The following is a 17,050-nucleotide window of genomic DNA, read 5'->3' on the forward strand; positions in this document are numbered from 1 at the left end:
CCGATCAAAGCATAGCACCGCGTGTCGTCGTGGCAGCGCAGCAAAAGCGATTTGTCGCGCGGCGCGTCGTGCATGACGCTGGCGGCGCGATGACGGAGCGCCGCACGCTTCGCGCTATCATGCTGTCTGACCATGACGAACAGCAGAAACGGCAGCCAAGATGGCAAAAGAAGAGCAGACAGGAGCGGGACGCAAGTCGACGAAGGCACGCGCGACGGCCGTCGCGGCTTCACGCGACGACACTTCGCCGCCCGCTGCGCACAGCGCACAAGCCCCAGCCGTTCTCACCAGTCCCGCCGACGAAGAGAGCGCCGGCGGATCGACATATCTGGTGCCGGGCCTCGAACGCGGCCTGCGCATCCTCGCTGAGTTCAGCGCGCGCGAGCCGGTGCTCGGCGCACCCGAATTGTCAAAGCGCATCGGCATTCCGCGCACCACCACCTTCCGCCTGTTGCAGACGCTCGAAGCGCTCGGCTTTCTCGAACGCGTCAATGGCGACCGCTATTTCCGCCTGAGCGTCGCGGTGCTGCGGCTCGGCTTCGAATATCTGAGTTCGCTCGAGCTGACCGATGTCGGCACGCCGATTCTCGAACGCCTGCGCGACGCCACCGGGCTGAGCACGCACCTATTGATCCGCGATCAGCGCGACGTGGTGTTCGTCGCCAAAGCGCAAACCCGCGAACCGATGTTCAGTTCCGTGAAGGTGCACGTCGGCACGCGGCTGCCCGCCCATGCGACGGTGCACGGCCAGGTGCTGATGGGCGATCTGAGCTTCGAGGAATTGCGCCAGTTGTATCCCGAGCCGCAGCTCGAACGGTTCACCGAACGCACGCCAACCACCGTCGAAGAACTGTATGGAAGAGTGCGGGAAAGCGCCGCGCTCGGCTATGCGCTGAGCGAAGCGTCGTTCGAGCGCGGCATTTCGGTGGTGAGCGCGCCGGTGCGCGATCAAAGCGGCAAGATCGCGGCCGCGTTGACCGTGACGATTCCACGTTCGGATATCGGCGAAGCGGAAGAGCGCGAACCGCTCATCATCGCCGTTTGCCAGGCGGCGCTCGAATTGTCCGAGCGTCTGAGCTACCGGCCGCGGCCGGATGATCCGACCGCGGCGCGGGCGCGCCGCAAGTCAGTTGCGGCAAACTGATTTGGCTTTTAACTAGCCGTTGTTGTCTTTCCGCTGTTTCGCAAGTCCGGCTGCGTACGCGGCCGGACTCGTGCGCTGCGTCGCGCCATCTTTCTCGGAGCCCATAGGTCCGACGGCCCGAACGCCCAAAGCTCAGAACGAGTGATGAATGCCAGTCAGCAAGATCGTCTGATTCCGGCCACTCGACACACCCGCGGTAAAGAACGCGGCATTCGAACCCGAACCCGCGCGCATATACAGCGCATTCGCATACAACTGTCGACTTCGACAGCGCGTAGACATCGCCGATCATGAACTGCGTCCAGCGATGTCCTGCCAGCGTGGTGGTCGCGGCGCCGCCAGCCACTAAATTGGCCGGCGTGAACTGATAATTCGCGCCCGCGTCGTAGCTCTGGAACGTGTCCGAGTGTCCCGCCGACTCCAGCTTCACGCGCGTGTACAGCCCGTGCACCAGCAGCTTGCCGAACTGATACGACGCGCCTGCGCCCATGTTCTGAAGCTTGTCCGCGACGTAGGTCGCGGCCGGCACACCCTGGAACGTGGCGATGCCGGTGGTCACGATCGACGGCGTACGGTCGTGCTCGTTCGAATAGGCCGCAGCGGCTTTGAACGGTCCGTTAGCATAACTAACTGCAAAGCTCAGCGTCCTGCCGGTCGAGAAGTTGGTCGTGTTGCCGAGTCCCATCATCGCGCCGAACGTAAAGCCGCCGAAACTCGCGGAACGGAACTTCGCCGAGTTGTCGAACGGCACGACGCCCGTGTCGGCCAGCGCGTCGATATTGCCCGGGTGAAACGCATACCAGCTGGCGACCAGATACCCGGTGCTCAACGGACCTAGCACGTCGAAACTGAACGGAGTCTGATAGCCGAATGTCAGTGTGCCGATCTTGTCCGAACTGAGGCCGACGAACGCCTGGCGATTGAACAGCACGCCCGGTTTCGCGAATGCTCCCGTGCTGGTGTAAAAGCCGTTTTCCAGCTGGAAAACGGCCTTGAGGCCGCCGCCCAGGTCTTCCACGCCCTTCAGGCCCCAACGGTCCGGCTGCATGTTGCCCTGCTCCTGGATCCACCTGGAACTGCCTCCAACGTTGCTGATATACGCGACACCGGCATCCAGGCTGCCGTAGAGCGTCACACTGCTCTGCGCCCAGGCACCCGTCGTTGCGCAAATTGCCGCCATGCCGGCCGCAATGATGTGCTTCACCTTTGGTTCTCCTCATCAAACGACGCTCGGCCCGCGCCGAAGTTGTCGTCGTTGATCCTTGCTAGGGGGTTGAATGCAGTTCGGGGTCCAGGCACCGAAGCTGTCTGGCGATGCTGTGGATCACTTGCGGCTTCATCCAGTACGGTCTGTCGACGTGGCTGCCGACCATCTATCGCACGATTTATCACGCGCCGCTGCAACTCGCGCTGAATCTGGCGGTGGCGGCTTCGGTGCTCGGCGTGCTGGGGTCGTTGACATGCGCGTTGCTGGTCGACAAGGTGGGACGCAAGCCCATCATCAACGTGTCGTTCGTCGCGTGCGCGCTGTCGCTGGCGATGGCGGGAGTGTTGCACGCGTCGTCGGTCTATGTGGTCGCGGCGTGCTGCGCGCTGGCGCTCGGCTTCCTCGCTTGCGGCTTCATTACCGCTTACGTGTATACGCCCGAGCTATATCCGACGAGCATCCGCGCGATGGGCTGCGGCGTCGGCGGCGCGTGGCTCAAGGGGGCGGCGATCTTCGCCCCGGCCATCGTCTCGAAGACGATGATCGGCGGCAACCTGGAAGCGGCGTTTTATATTCTCGCAGCCGTGCCGTTACTCGCGGCGATTGCAGTGCATTTTCTTGGTATCGAAACCAAGGGCAAAGTGCTCGAGCAACTGGAAGCCTGAGCTGTGCTGGGTTGGGTGGGCGGTCGATGTCGAGTGCCGCGATAGCAAAGAGACGAAGGGCGCACTGGGTGGTGCGCCTTTGGTTTTTGGCAGCCTGCAGCCTGGGGGCCTGTGCCGCTTACAACGCCTTGCGATAAACGACGAACCCCGACTTGTCCGCCACCTTGTCATAAAGCTGCATCGCCGTCTGATTCGTCTCGTGGGTCTGCCAATAGACGCGTTGCGCGCCATCGTCTTTCGCGCGCGCATAGACCGCTTCGATCAGCCCTCGGCCCACCCCCTTGCCGCGCTCGGTGTCGAGCGTGTAGAGGTCCTGCAAATAGCAGATCGGCCCGGCCATCGTCGTATGGCGGTGATACAGGAAGTGCACGATACCGACCAACTGGCCGTTGCGTTCGGCGATCATCGCGTGCATCGGTTCATAGCCGTCGAAAAAACGTCCCCACGTGATTTCCGTGATCTCGCGCGGCAATGCCGTTTCGCCCGAGCGGCCATAGAACGCGTTGTACGCGTCCCAAAGCGGCAGCCATGCGTGGAAGTCTTCGCGGGTGACGGGGCGAATCTGGAGCGAGTCGGACATGAGCGAGGTTCCTTGCTGAATGAAACTGCGATCGAATGAGTGAGGCTGAACGTGCCACACTTTAACCGATCGGCCCGCGCCATTCTCGCTGGACCCTCGTTATGAAGCTGCACAAAAAAGTGGCGTGAGTCACCCCCGGTGACGTCGCGTAGATGTGCTGCGCGTCCCGTTGCCGCCAGTTGGTTGCAATCGGCACGCGGCCTCAGCGAGATTCGCGTGAGCTAGCCAGTCAACCGCCCAAGCGAAGCATCATCGCAAACGCGGCGCTCAGCGCGCCAACGTGTCAGTGTTTGCTGTCCGATCTGTGGCGCAGCTGATTGCGCACCTTCTTCGCGGCGAACAGCGGCACGAAATCGAAGACGCGCGCGTCCTGCCGGTAATCGGCCAGGGTGTCCGCATACATCCGCGAAACCGTCTCGGTCGGCGTGTCGGTTTCCTCGGCGATGCTTCTCACCACTTCGTTTATATCGGGCTCGGGCTGTGACATGGATCTCTCCGGATGGGCCGTCAGGTTGAACAGATGGAACGCCCCAACAGCTGTCCATTACAGGATGCGATCCGCGAGCATGCCAATTGAATCGGCCTATCGCCCGACGGCTTCCACAGAGATTTTTGTCTTGCGCTGCGCCCAACGCCCATGTGGTCGGATAGTGCACCAAGTCAATGCCGATGCCGGTGGTGAATGTCCGGAAAATGCGCATGAGCGTGCGTGAGCGGCCCATGGCGATGCGCATGCGTGTGCGGTTCTATCCCGTTCCACGCGAAGTCGTGCTCGTGCTGATGATGCGCATCGTGCCGATGACGATGCGTATGCTCCAGCGGCTCGTGCGTGTGCGGATGCTCGTGGCGTTCGCGGATGTGCAGCCACACGCCGAGCGCCATCAACGCGGCGGCGACCCAGAACAGCAGCGGCGGCCATTGCGGCCACAGCAGCCATGACAGCGTTACTCCGAAGAGCGGCGCGACCGAGAAATAGGCGCCGGTGCGCGCGGTGCCGAGATTGCGCAGCGCAACCACGAACAGCACGAGGCTCACGCCGTAGCCCGCGAAACCGGTCAGCATCGCGAGTGCCGCGCTCGACAGATGCGGCCATCGCGCGCCCAAAGCCAGCGCGAGCGCCACGTTCACCGAACCGGCGACCAGTCCTTTGGTACACGCAATGAACATCGCGTCGTGTGCCGACACCTTGCGGGTGAGGTTGTTGTCGACGGCCCAGCACGCGCACGCGCCGGCCAGCAGCAGCGTGCCGGCCGGCAGACCGGTGGCGCCCGGCCGCCATGACAGCGCGACGCCGCCCGCGACGATCGCGGCCATGCCGAGAAACACCTGGACGTCGACGTTCTCGCGAAACACGATCCACGCGATCAGCGCAGTGAACACGCCTTCCAGATTCAGCAGCAGGGAGCCGGTGGCGGCGGGCGTCGTCTGAAGGCCGAGCATCAACAGCGCCGGCCCGGCGATGCCGCCCGCCGCGATGGCGCCCGCCAGCCACGGCGCGTCGCGCAACGGAAAACGGTGGTGATCGCTTTGCGCTTGGGCGGCGGCGCGTCGTTTGAAGCGCCGGGCCAGAATCAGGACGGCGAGGCCGCTGCCACTGCCGAGGTAGAACAAGCCCGCGAGCAGGAACGGCGATAGCGATCCGAGCAGCGCTTTGGCGAGCGGCGTGGTGGCGCCGAACAGCGCGGCGGCGAGCAAAGCGGTGAATGCAGCGCTGTGGCGAGAACGCATGCGCGGACCTTGCGTGAGAACGGAGATGATGCGCACACGATAGCGCTATCGGCAAAGCCATGCCGACGCGCGCGGCGGACCTTACGTTTCGCGGCACAACCGTTCGGCCGGAATTCCATGAAGGCGCGCGGCCTGCGCGACCGTGGATGGCTCAGCGGCGACCACACCGAACCCGGTCCGGCGTGCGGGGGCCAATGCGCATGCGCGTTTCGAGCTCACATCCGTCGGCGCAGCCGGAAATAATCCGAAACAAAGCGTTAAGCGCCTAAGGGAATAAAACGGCAAACTACGGCGTTAGTCCGACACTGGCGGCGCGTTCCAACCTGCTTCGGCCGGGACGAATTTCAAACAGCTTTCGCAGTTACGCACTGGCGGACGAACAATCATGAACACAGACGCATGAACACTCCCGCCGATTCCCTGACCGATTCCACCAGCGCGCCGCCGCAGGCGCGCTACACCCGCACCGCGATGACGCTGCATTGGCTCATCGCGCTGCTGATCATCGGCAACGTCGTGCTTGGTCTGAGCGCGGACGCGCTGCCCGACGACTGGGTGCGTCCGGTGATCGACACACACAAGTCGATCGGCATCACGGTGCTCGGTCTTGCGCTGCTGCGCATCTTGTGGCGCATCTCGCACAAGCCGCCGCCGTTGCCGCGCGAGTTCTTGTCGTGGGAAAAGTTTGCCGCGCACGCCGCGCACTTTGTGCTGTACGTGCTGATGATCGCGTTGCCGCTGTCCGGCTGGCTGCATGACTCCGCGTGGAAAGACGCGGCGACTCACCCGATGTATCTGTTCCACCTCGTGCCGTGGCCGCGCATCGGCCTTGTGACCGGCCTCGATCCCGTGCTCAAGGAAAGCTTGCACCACCGCTTCGGCGCATTGCACACATGGCTCGGCTATGCGCTCTATGTGTTGCTGGCCATGCATATCGGCGGCGCGCTCAAGCACGAGTGGATCGATCGCAAATCGGTTTTAAAGCGCATGGCGCCGTGAACCCATCCGCCCGCCGTTCCCTTCCTCCGACAGCATCGACCAACCCGGCAGCCACTTTGAAGAAAACCCTGGAGCAAGCCCTCGCCCTCGCATCGCCGCGCATCGTGCCGCGTCCCACGACGCTCTCCAGCACGCTGATTCACTTCAGCATCGTCGCGCTGTGGCTGCTGCTATTCGCGCGCGCGTTCTTTCTGCATGGCGCGCTGGCGTGGTCGACCGGCATTGCGTATGTCGTCTACGACACGCTGCTGCTTGCGTTCGTCACATGGAAATCGCTGCCGCTGCTGCGTCGCACGCCGCCGCCCCATGCCGGCGACGAACAGCGCAGTTTGCCGAGCATGGGCGTGATCGTGGCCTCGCACAACGAAGCGGCGGTATTACCGGTGACGCTCGCTGCGCTGCTGCGTCAGACGCACGGCCCGGCGCAGATCGTGATTGCCGACGACGGCTCCACCGACGCGACCCGCCAGCTGCTCACCGAGCGCTTCGGTCTCACGGCCTGCGCGGACGGCGTGCTGAGCGCGCCGAGCGCGTTGCATCCGAACCTTTTCTGGCTGCGCGTGCCGCACGGCGGCAAGGCGCGCGCGCTGAACGCCGCGATCGGCGTGATGACCACCGACACCGTGATGACCGTCGACGCGGACACGCTGCTCGACGACGACGCGACCCACGCGATGCGCGCCGCGTTCGCGAGCGAGCCGAAGCTGGTGGCGGCGGCCGGCATTCTCGTGCCGGTGTGCGGGAAGTCGGCGGCGGGCCGCGTGTTCCAATGGTTTCAGACCTACGAATACATGCGCAATTTCATCGCCCGCTTCGCGTGGATGCGCGCCGACAGTCTGCTGCTGATCTCTGGCGCGTTCGCGTCGTTCAGACGCGACGCGCTGCTGGCCGTGGGCGGCTTCGATCCGCAATGTCTGGTGGAAGACTACGAGCTGATCCACCGGCTGCGCCGCTATTCCGTCGATCACGGCCTCGGCTGGGATGTGCGGGTGGTCGGCGACGCACATGCGCATACCGACGCGCCGGACAACCTCGGCAGTTTTCTGCGGCAGCGCCGCCGCTGGTTCGCGGGCTTCCTGCAAACGCAGTACTGGAACCGCGACATGACCGGCAATCCGCGCTACGGCGTGCTGGGCATGCTGATGCTGCCGGTCAAGGCGATCGACACGATGCAGCCGATCTACGGATTGACCGCGTTCGCGCTGTTGCTCGGTTTTCTGTTCGGTGGACATGGCGCGATCGTCTTGTCGATCTTCAGCGTGATCGGCCTGAAAACGGCGATCGACCTCGCGTTCTACTTGTGGAGCGTTCATCTGTATCGCCGCTGGACCGGCGAGCGCAGCGGCAATAGCCTGGCAATGGCGATGCTCGCGGCGCTTGCGGAGCCGTTCAGCTTTCAGCTCCTGCGGCATGTGGGTGCGGCGCTCGGCTGGCTGCACTTTTTGCGCGGCGGACGCGCGTGGGGCGTGCAGCGCCGCTCGGGGCTCGTGGCGCACGACCGTAGCTGAGCGCGCGGCGCCCGCCGCGCGGCATTCCACGTTCCCGTTCGCGGGCCGGCGCGCCGGCACGGGAGCAACGCATCGAGGACAGACCGCGATATGCCGCCCTCCGACCCAGGCGAGGGCCGCTTCGAGTAGACTGGCAACGATGCCGGCCGCGAGCTTGCAGGACGGCGACCTTTTATCCGCTCGTGCACGGAGGCTTCACCTATGCATGCTGTTCCACCGCTCGACCAGGACATCGACGGCGCGACCGCCGCTGCGTCGTCAGCCCATGCGGCGACGCAAACCACTGCACATGCCATCCCTACCACCTCCGCGCACCCGCGCGCGCCAGGCCACGCCGTCAATGATGTGCCGGTACGCGACCTGCGCCGCGTCGGCATTCATCCTGATTACTGGTATCCGCTCGCCTGGTCGCATGAAGTCAAGCGTGGCAAGACGCATGGCGTAACTTTCGCCGGCGACCCGATCGTGCTCGCGCGCACGGAGTCCGGCAAGGTCTTCGCGCTGGAGGACCGCTGCGCGCATCGGCAGGTGCCGTTGCATCAAGGAGTGGTCGACGGCGAAGCGATTCGTTGCGGCTACCACGGCTGGACCTACGACTGCTCGGGCAAGTGCATCGACGTGCCATATCTAGGCCGCGACCGCTTGCCCAACGGCGTGCGTTCCTATCCGTGCCAGGAAGTCGAAGGGCTGATCTTCGTATTTCCGGGCAATGCCGAGTTGGCCGAACAACGGCCGCTGCCCGCGCTCGGTTCGGTGGCGGATGCGAAGTACAAGACGCGCCGTTTCGGCCGTCCGGTGAATTGCCATTATTCGTTCATGCACGAGAACCTGATGGACATGAACCATCAGTTTCTGCATCGCAGGCAGATGGGCCAGATGCGGGCGCGTTCGCTGGGTCGGCGGCGCGGCGAAGGCTGGGTCGAAGTCGATTACACGTTTGCGCGTATGGCGGGTCAGCAGCCGATCGGCGAAGCGATCGTGTTCGGCCAGAGCCGCAAGACGGCGGGCGGCAACAACGACAAGGACGTGATGACGATCCGCACCGAGTATCCGTATCAGACGCTGCAGATTCGCACGTCCGAACAGACGCTGGTGATGGATCTCTGGATCGTCTATGTGCCGCTCGATCGTGAGCAGCGTACCAACCGGACGTTCGGCCTGCTGTCGATCCGCAAGCCCGGCATTCCAGGCGTGCTGAATCTCGGGTGGCCGCTGCTCGTGTGGTTCACCGAGCGCATCTTCAAGGAAGACCGCGAGATTGTCGAAGCCGAACAGCGCGCACACGATTCCCAAGGCGCGGACTGGAATCACGAGGTGTTTCCGGTCATCAACGAATTGCGGGCGTTGCTGCGCGAATGCGGCGCGCCGGAACAGGTGGTCGGCGCCGGCACCGGCGACACCGCGGTAATCCGTTTCTGGGATTCACGTCGCGGCAACCCGCTCGCGACTACGTGAGATGCGCGCTTTGCCGGCGCCGCGCGGGCTCACACCCTCCATGCTGGCCAACTCACGCGACTTTGCGCCAATCGGCATGCGCCGCGCTCACACCGTGTAGTATTTCGCTTTTTCCAATCTTCAAGAAACGCTCGTGTCTACTCAACAAGTCTCTACCGCATCACGTCGATCGTTCACTTTGATCCAGATGCTCGGCCTCATCGGCGCCGCGGGACTCATCGCCGCCATCCTGCTGAATCAGCTCGTCTAGTCGCGCTGTCACACCCCCACACTGCCGCACCGCCGCGGCACGCGAGCGGCGCTATGCCGGCGCGGGTCGCCGGCTTCATCGATATTCCGATTGCCATGTACAAGAAGGGCGTAGCCGTAGAGCTGCAGTTTTCCCCCGACCGACTCAACGACGGCGCAGGCGATCCGTACTGGATCGATCTCACGCAGGACGAAGCGCGACGCCTGCTGCAAAGCCTGCAGGCGAGCCTTGACGCGGGCGGCGGCACGATTGCGCCGCTGGTCGTGAGCCTCGACGAGACATCGGCGCCGCAAGCCGCGAGCGCGGCGGACCCGGCGCCCGCCAAAGCCGCCTCGGCGGATGACTTCAAGCAGTGGGTCTGCGTGATCTGCGGCTGGGTCTATGACGAGGCGGCCGGTCTGCCGGAAGAAGGCATCGCGCCCGGCACGCGCTGGGCGCACGTGCCGGCCGACTGGCGTTGCCCGCTGTGCGACGTGGGCAAGCAAGATTTCGCGCTGGTCGAATTCTGACCGCACCCGAACGTTTCCATGCGGCCACGGCCGGTTCCCACGCCGGGCACGCGCCGTTCACGACCACGCTCAGGCAGTCCCTTCGGGAAAATCGGCACCTTCCGTCGTGGCTTTCCACGCATCGAAGTCGCTGCGCATGAAGTCGAGCTTCTTGTACGCGAGATCGAGCGCGATCTTGCCGAGCACGAGGCGCAACGGCGGCTGGTCCGACAGCGCCGCGTCGATGATCGCCTGCGCGGCGCGCACCGGATCGCCCGCCTGCTTGCCGCTGCGTGCCTCGGTCTGCTTGCGGCGCTCGCCGGCCGTGCCCGCGTAGTCGTCGATCACGGTGGCCGACTGCTTGATCGACGGCCCTGCCCAGTTGGTGCGGAAGGGGCCCGGTTCGACAATCAGCACGCCGATGCCAAGCGGCTTCACCTCCAGCGCGAGCGATTCGGACAGGCCTTCCACCGCGTATTTCGTCGCGTGGTAATAGCCGGTCGCCGCGAAACTCGCAATGCCGCCAATCGACGATACGTTGACGATCAGGCCGTTGCGCTGCGCGCGCATGATTGGCAGCACCGCTTTGGTCAGGTCGATCAGACCGAACACGTTGGTCTCGAACATGGCGCGGACCTCATGGTCCTCGCCTTCCTCGATCGCGGCCAGATAACCGTAACCCGCGTTGTTGACGAGCGCGTCGATGCGGCCGAAGCGCTGCTTCGCCTGCGCGACCACCGCCTGGACCTGCGCGGCGTCGGTCACATCGAGCGGCAGCACCAGTGCGCGGTCGCCGTGACCTTCGGCGATGTCCTGCACTTTCGATGCGTCGCGCGCGGTGACGACTGCACGCCAGCCGCGCTTGAGCACCAGCTTCGCCAATTCGCGGCCGAAGCCGGTGGAACAGCCCGTGATCAGCCAGACGGGGTTGTCTCGATTCATCATTTAAGAAACTCCTGTTGATGGTCTACGACATGTAAGGACGACGATGCAAGCGAACCCGCAGTGTGCGCGTTCGCTTGCGCAATCGGTTTGCTCGTGGGCTTACCGTGAAGCGTGCCCGCCCCCTTACGCATGGCATTCGCGACGGTTAGCGCGAACGTGCGTAAGTCCGGCGACGGGGGTTGTTGCGGGGACCGCAATCAGTACGGTTGTCCGCGATATCGCCCACGGACCTGTGAGACTTTTCGATTGTAGTCGCAGCGCGGCGGGTTCGCTTGCACTGCCCGCGCGCCGCGCGAGCGATCACAGCCGGCTGTGTCGATCGACATCGAGACACCCATGAATCGACGCTTGCGGCGATACCGGTCCGCGCCCCTCTCCTGGCCGCTTACCTCACGCAGCTATAATCGCGCTCGATCATGTCCAGGAACGTACTCATGAAAAAGATCGCTGCATGTGCGCTCATCGCGCTTGGACTCACTGCTTGCTCATCGCCCGAAAAGCAGGCGTTGAAAGCGCAGGGATTCGTCCACAACGAAGCCAGTCTTGCCGCCGCCCAACGCAATGCGACGGTCGATTGTCAACCGCAGAACTGCGATGCCGCATGGGCGCTGACGAAGCGCTATATCGAGCAGCATTCCGAGACGTCTGTGACACGCGCGGACGCAGTCGCAATCGAGACCGACGTACCGTACAGCTCAGGCAACGCTGCCTTCTCGGCGACGCGCGACGCGAAAGGCACGGGCGCGACGCTCACGCTTTTCGCTCAATGCCGGGGCATGTACGGGCCGGATGGCGCGAAGGGCTCGGATTACGACGAGTGCGCCGAGAAGATCCTCAACACGCAGAATGGCTATGTGGCGTTTCTGAGGTCGCATGCGTCGGCTCAGTAAGTGCCTTGGGTAATGCGGCCACCGTTGTTGCGCGGCCAATCGCTTTGACTCGAATGGCGCAGATCGACGCGATCCTGTATTCGATGGCGGTCACCGAGAAGCGTGGGAGCGACCCTAGCGCCGCTCGGCGCGCACGGGGTTGCGTACGAGAGCCAGCCCGAGGCTATGGATGGGCGATCGCGGCGTGGGAATCTGTCGGCGCCTTTTCACGACTCGCCGGTTTTTCGAAAGGGAACGGAAAGTGATTAACGGGACAATGTTCATCATTCCGCCATTTGGCTGACGCTTCACGACCTCGCACCACCGGTGGGTCCATGACACGCATCGAAAAACCCTGCGACATCACGCGTCTCGAAGACGAATGGCTGGAAGCCGACGGCTATGGCGGTTTCGCGTCGGGCACCGTGGGCATGTTGCGCACGCGCCGCTACCACGCGTTGCTGTTGAGCGCGACGCGCGCGCCGGGCGGGCGCATGGTGCTGGTCAATGGAGTGGAGGCCTGGCTCGAAGCGGGCGGACGGCGCTATCCGCTGACCATGCAGCGGTATCTGCCCGATGTGATCTACCCGGATCTGGGCGCGAGCCTCGTAGCTTTCGACACCATGCCGTGGCCGACCTGGCGCATCGAACTCGATGCGCAAATGGCGCTGTGCACCGAAGTCCTCGTGAGCAAGGCGACGTGTGAAACGGTACTGCGTTGGCGGCTGGAGGGCGCGGCGACATCCGCTGATACGAAAACGTACGCGCCGATCCTGAAAGTCAGGCCTTTGCTATCGGGACGCGATTACCACGCGCTGCATCATGAGAACCCCGCGTTCAACTTCAGCGCGCAGATCAGCGACGACCAGGCATGCGTGAGCTGGCAACCGTATGGCGATGTGCCGGTGATCCATGCGGCGACGAACGGCGCATACACGCACGCGCCGGACTGGTATCGCAACTTCTGCTACACGCGCGAACAGAAGCGCGGCCTCGACTTCAGCGAAGACCTGGCAGCGCCCGGCGTGTTCAGCTTCGCTCTTGCCGATTCTGAAGCCGTGATGGTGCTCAGTGCATCGAGTTCAAGCGGCGCGGGAAGCTCCGCCCTTGCAGCGCGAGGTGAGAACGCGCAAGCCGTCGTCGCGCACGCGTGCGAACTCGCGCAGATCGAGCAACACCGCCGCAACGCATTGGGCTCACGCCTGCAGCGCTGCGCCGATGCCTACGTCGTGTCGCGCAACCAGGGCCGCACGATCCTCGCCGGCTTCCCGTGGTTCACCGACTGGGGCCGCGACACTTTCATCGCGATGCGCGGCCTCTTGATCGCATCGAACCGCCTGGATGAGGCCGAAGCGATCCTCATCGAATGGTCGGGCACGCTGTCCGAAGGCATGCTGCCGAACCGGTTTCCCGACAACGGCGACACGCCGGAATACAACTCCGTCGATGCGTCGTTGTGGTTCATGGTCGCCGTGCACGACTACCTGGCCACGCGTCACGCCAGTGCCGCGACCTGCACGCGCTTGCAAGAGGCCGTCGAATCGATTCTCACGGGCTATACGCAAGGCACGCGCTTCAACATTCAGGCCTGTGCCGACGACGGCCTGCTGCGCGCCGGCGTCCCGGGCGTGCAACTGACGTGGATGGATGCCAAGGTCGGCGACTGGGTGGTCACACCGCGCATCGGCAAACCGGTCGAAGTGCAGGCGCTGTGGATCAACGCGTTGCGCATCGCAGCAACGTGGAACCCGCAATGGCAGGCACCCGCCGAGCGGGCGTTGCAAGCGTTTCGCGAACGCTTCGTCGACCCGTCCACCCAAACGCTGGCCGACAACGTCGACGTCGATCATGTGAAAGGCACGGTAGATCGCTCGATCCGGCCAAACCAGATTTTCGCGCTGGGCGGTCTGCCGTTCCCGTTGCTCGATGGCGCGGCGGCGCGCGCGGTGCTCGAACAGGTCGAGACGCAGTTGCTCACGCCGCTCGGCCTTCGAACGCTCGCGCCGTCCGATCCCGCGTATCGCGGCCGCTACAGCGGGCCGCCACTTGCGCGCGATGGCGCCTATCATCAAGGAACCGTCTGGCCGTGGCTGCTGGGGCCGTTTGTCGAAGCCTGGCTGCGGGTTCACGGCGCCACGACGGACACGCTCGCGCAAGCCCGAGCGCGGTTTGTCGAGCCGCTCTACGCGCAGCTGGACCACGCCGGTCTGGACCATCTGTCCGAAATCGCCGACGGCGACGCGCCGCATACGCCCGCCGGCGCGCCGTTTCAGGCGTGGTCGCTGGGCGAATTGCTGCGCATCGAAAGTCTGCTTGCCGGGTCGGAGCCCATCGCCGCGTAATCCGCGCTACGATGTGTGTCCTCACGCCAAGCCTGAAGCAAGGACGAAGTCATGCCACCGCTGCGCGCTGCGAATCTGCTCGACACCATTGAAGGCTCACGCCTGCATTCGGCCGCTTGCGACCATTGGCAGCGTTGGGGGCCGTATCTGAGCGAGCGTCAATGGGGCACGGTGCGTGAGGATTACAGTGCGAACGGCACCGCCTGGGACTCCTTTCCGCACGACCATGCACGCAGCCGCGCGTATCGCTGGGGAGAAGACGGCATTGCCGGATTCGGCGACGACAAGCTGAGCTGGTGCGTGTCGCTCGCGCTGTGGAATCGCAAGGATCCGATCCTCAAGGAGCGCCTGTTCGGCCTCACGAACGCCGAGGGCAACCACGGCGAGGATGTGAAAGAGCTGTACTTCTACCTCGACGGCACGCCGACGCATTCGTACATGCGAATGCTCTACAAGTACCCGCACGCCGCCTTTCCCTACGAAGACCTCGTGCACGAGAACGCCCGCCGTGGCGGCGACCTGCCGGAGTACGAGATTCTCGACACCGGCGTGTTCGACGATCTGCGCTATTTCGACGTGCAGGTGGAATACGCCAAGCACGCGCCCGACGACATCGTGATGCGCGTGACGATCGAGAATCGCGCGGACGAAGCCGCAACGCTCGACGTGCTGCCGCAAATCTGGGCGCGCAACTCGTGGTCGTGGAAGGAGAACAAGGACAAGCCGTCGCTGGTCGCCGGTACGGACCATAACGGCAACACCCGTTTGATCGGGCGTCAGCATGGTCACGAGCCGATCGTCGTGACCGCGTGGTCGAAAGACGCGTCGCAACTCGCGTGGCTCTTCTGCGAAAACGAAACCAACGTGAAGCGCCTCTACAACATGGACGGCGCCGGTCCGTTCAAGGACGGCTTCAACGACTATCTGGTGCACGGCGACCAGCAGGCGATACGGCACGACGCCGGTACCAGGGCGGCCGCGCATGCGGCGCTGCAGTTCGCCGCGCACGGCCGCGCGGTGGTGTATCTGCGCTGGCGTCCCGAGTCGGCGCCGGATGACGCGCAGTTCGACGCCGATGCAGTGTTTGCGCAGCGCATCGCCGAGGCCGACGAGTTCTATGGTGTGCTTCAGCACGAGATCGCCGATCCCGACGCGCGCCTCGTGCAGCGTCAGGCGCTGGCCGGCATGCTGTGGTCCAAGCAGTACTACCAGTACGACGTGCAACGCTGGTTCGACGGCGATCCGCTGCAGCCGAAACCGCCCGCGAGCCGCAAACACGGCCGCAATGCGGACTGGCGCCATCTGTGCAATGCGGACATCGTATCGATGCCCGACAAATGGGAGTACCCGTGGTACGCGTCGTGGGACCTCGCGTTCCATGCGGCCGCGTTTGCGCTGATCGACCCCGCGTTCGCGAAACGTCAGTTACTGCTGCTGGTGAAAGACCGCTATCAGCATCCGAACGGGCAGTTGCCCGCTTACGAATGGGCGCTCGGCGACGCCAATCCGCCTGTGCATGCGTGGGCCGCCTGGCGTGTGTACGAGATCGACCGCGCCCTCACCGGCAAGGCCGATCGCGATTTTCTCGAACTCGTGTTCCACAAGCTGTTGCTGAATTTCTCGTGGTGGGTGAACCGCAAGGACGCCGACGGTCGCAATATTTTCCAGGGCGGCTTTCTCGGACTGGACAACGTCGGCATCTTCGACCGCTCGTCGCCGCTGCCGACCGGCGGCCACATCGACCAGGCCGACGGCACCGCGTGGATGGCCGCGTATGCGCTCGACCTGATGCGCATCGCGCTCGAACTCGCATGCGCCAACCATGTGTTCGTGGACATCGGCGTGAAGTTCTTCGAGCACTTTCTGTACATCGCCGAGGCCGTGAGTTGCGACGACGGCTGCGACACGGGCCTCTGGGACAGCGACGAGGAGTTCTTCTACGACAAGCTGCGCTTGCCTGACGGCAGCAACATGCCAATGCGGGTGCGCTCGATCGTCGGGCTGATTCCGCTGTTCGCGGTGCATGTGCTGGAAGAGCGTCTGCATGGCGGCTTGCCGGGGTTGCGCGAGCGGCTCGTGTGGTTCCTCGAGCATCGCCCGGATCTCGCCAAGCTGGTTTCGCGATGGAACGAGCCCGGCAAGGGCAACACGCTGCTGCTATCGCTGCTGCGCGGTCACCGCATGAAAGCCCTGCTGCGGCGCGTGCTCGACGAAAGCGAATTTCTGTCCGATCACGGCGTACGGGCATTGTCGCGCTTTCATCGCGATCAGCCGTTCGTGTTCAATCACAACGGCAACAGCTTCTGCGTCAAGTATCTGCCGGGCGAGTCCGACACGCGCGTGTTCGGCGGCAATTCGAACTGGCGTGGTCCGGTGTGGATGCCGGTCAACTATTTGCTGATCGAATCGCTGTACGAATTTCACCGCTATTACGGCGACGAGTTTCGCGTCGAATATCCGACGGGCTCGGGGCAGAAGCTCTCGCTCAGCGAAATCGCCGACGAACTGGCGCGCCGCGCGACCACGCTGTTCCTGAAGAACCGCGACGGCGAGCGGCCCGTGATGCGCGCGTATCCGCTGTTGCAGGCCGACCCGCGTTCGAGCGACCTCGTGCTGTTTCACGAGTACTTTCACGGCGACAACGGGCGCGGCGTCGGGGCTTCGCATCAGACCGGCTGGAGCGGACTGGTTGCGCTGCTGCTGCAGCCTCGGGCGATGGCAGCATCGGGCAACGTGCCGTTGGCCGGCAACGCGGAACGCGCGCCCATTCCCGCTGCCCCGCCGGCCCGCGCGACTGAACCTGCACCGGCTGAACCCGCGCCGGCGCTCGCGGCCTCCGCGGTGAAGTAAGCGGCCGCGGCCTGCCGCAG

Annotated in this window: 12 protein-coding genes and 2 pseudogenes; 9 read left to right on the forward strand and 5 right to left on the reverse strand. The window is 64.3% G+C overall.

All coding sequences use genetic code 11. From position 1 onward, the window contains the following. Window positions 1-160: 160 nt before the first annotated feature. Window positions 161-1,144: an IclR family transcriptional regulator gene (locus ABQJ48_RS09360; protein ID WP_367837549.1), complete on the forward strand. Its 984-nt coding sequence runs from the start codon at window positions 161-163 to the stop codon at window positions 1,142-1,144. Between the two features lie 132 nt (window positions 1,145-1,276). On the opposite strand, the pseudogene ABQJ48_RS09365 reads toward ABQJ48_RS09360, so the two are convergent. Next, window positions 1,277-2,324, reverse strand: a pseudogene (locus ABQJ48_RS09365) (porin). A 128-nt stretch (window positions 2,325-2,452) separates the two neighbouring features. Between ABQJ48_RS09365 and ABQJ48_RS09370 the strand changes: the two are divergent. Continuing rightward, window positions 2,453-3,016, forward strand: a pseudogene (locus tag ABQJ48_RS09370) (MFS transporter); the annotation flags it as partial. A 118-nt stretch (window positions 3,017-3,134) separates the two neighbouring features. On the opposite strand, the gene ABQJ48_RS09375 reads toward ABQJ48_RS09370, so the two are convergent. The 3 genes from ABQJ48_RS09375 to ABQJ48_RS09385 form a co-directional block, all read right to left on the reverse strand. After that, window positions 3,135-3,596, reverse strand: coding sequence for a GNAT family N-acetyltransferase (locus tag ABQJ48_RS09375; RefSeq protein ID WP_367837551.1), 462 nt, complete (start codon window positions 3,594-3,596; stop codon window positions 3,135-3,137). Window positions 3,597-3,879: 283 nt separating this feature from the next. Further along, complete coding sequence (locus tag ABQJ48_RS09380) at window positions 3,880-4,083, reverse strand: DUF3562 domain-containing protein (RefSeq protein WP_367837552.1); 204 nt, start codon at window positions 4,081-4,083, stop codon at window positions 3,880-3,882. A 173-nt stretch (window positions 4,084-4,256) separates the two neighbouring features. Further along, on the reverse strand, window positions 4,257-5,324 hold the full coding sequence (locus ABQJ48_RS09385) for a DMT family transporter (RefSeq protein WP_367837553.1): 1,068 nt from the start codon (window positions 5,322-5,324) through the stop codon (window positions 4,257-4,259). Window positions 5,325-5,723: 399 nt separating this feature from the next. Here ABQJ48_RS09385 and ABQJ48_RS09390 point away from each other — a divergent pair, with 399 nt between their 5' ends. The 4 genes from ABQJ48_RS09390 to ABQJ48_RS09405 all read left to right on the forward strand — a co-directional run bounded on the left by ABQJ48_RS09390 (window position 5,724) and on the right by ABQJ48_RS09405 (window position 10,045). Continuing rightward, a complete protein-coding gene (locus ABQJ48_RS09390; protein ID WP_367837555.1) occupies window positions 5,724-6,323 on the forward strand; it encodes a cytochrome b in 600 nt (199 codons plus the stop codon). Window positions 6,324-6,379: 56 nt separating this feature from the next. Continuing rightward, the gene (locus tag ABQJ48_RS09395) at window positions 6,380-7,831 is read left to right on the forward strand and encodes a glycosyltransferase family 2 protein (protein ID WP_367837557.1); all 1,452 of its coding nucleotides are present in this window, start codon (window positions 6,380-6,382) and stop codon (window positions 7,829-7,831) included. Window positions 7,832-8,032: 201 nt separating this feature from the next. Continuing rightward, a complete protein-coding gene (locus ABQJ48_RS09400; protein WP_367837558.1) occupies window positions 8,033-9,286 on the forward strand; it encodes a Rieske 2Fe-2S domain-containing protein in 1,254 nt (417 codons plus the stop codon). Between the two features lie 345 nt (window positions 9,287-9,631). After that, the gene (locus ABQJ48_RS09405; protein ID WP_367837872.1) at window positions 9,632-10,045 is read left to right on the forward strand and encodes a rubredoxin; all 414 of its coding nucleotides are present in this window, start codon (window positions 9,632-9,634) and stop codon (window positions 10,043-10,045) included. 69 nt (window positions 10,046-10,114) lie between these two features. Here the strand turns inward: ABQJ48_RS09405 and ABQJ48_RS09410 are convergent, their stop codons facing one another. Further along, window positions 10,115-10,969, reverse strand: coding sequence for an oxidoreductase (locus tag ABQJ48_RS09410; RefSeq protein WP_367837559.1), 855 nt, complete (start codon window positions 10,967-10,969; stop codon window positions 10,115-10,117). Window positions 10,970-11,403: 434 nt separating this feature from the next. On the opposite strand from ABQJ48_RS09410, the gene ABQJ48_RS09415 reads away from it, so the two are divergent. From ABQJ48_RS09415 to ABQJ48_RS09425, 3 genes are all read left to right on the forward strand, one after another. After that, a complete protein-coding gene (locus ABQJ48_RS09415; protein ID WP_367837561.1) occupies window positions 11,404-11,859 on the forward strand; it encodes a putative periplasmic lipoprotein in 456 nt (151 codons plus the stop codon). Between the two features lie 314 nt (window positions 11,860-12,173). Further along, entirely contained in the window at window positions 12,174-14,180 is a 2,007-nt protein-coding gene (locus ABQJ48_RS09420) for an amylo-alpha-1,6-glucosidase (RefSeq protein ID WP_367837563.1), read from the forward strand. 51 nt (window positions 14,181-14,231) lie between these two features. Further along, window positions 14,232-17,030: an MGH1-like glycoside hydrolase domain-containing protein gene (locus ABQJ48_RS09425; protein ID WP_367837564.1), complete on the forward strand. Its 2,799-nt coding sequence runs from the start codon at window positions 14,232-14,234 to the stop codon at window positions 17,028-17,030. The last annotated feature ends 20 nt before the right edge of the window (window positions 17,031-17,050 follow it).

It is taken from the genome of Paraburkholderia suaedae, assembly GCF_040812055.1.
Taxonomy (GTDB): Bacteria; Pseudomonadota; Gammaproteobacteria; order Burkholderiales; family Burkholderiaceae; genus Paraburkholderia.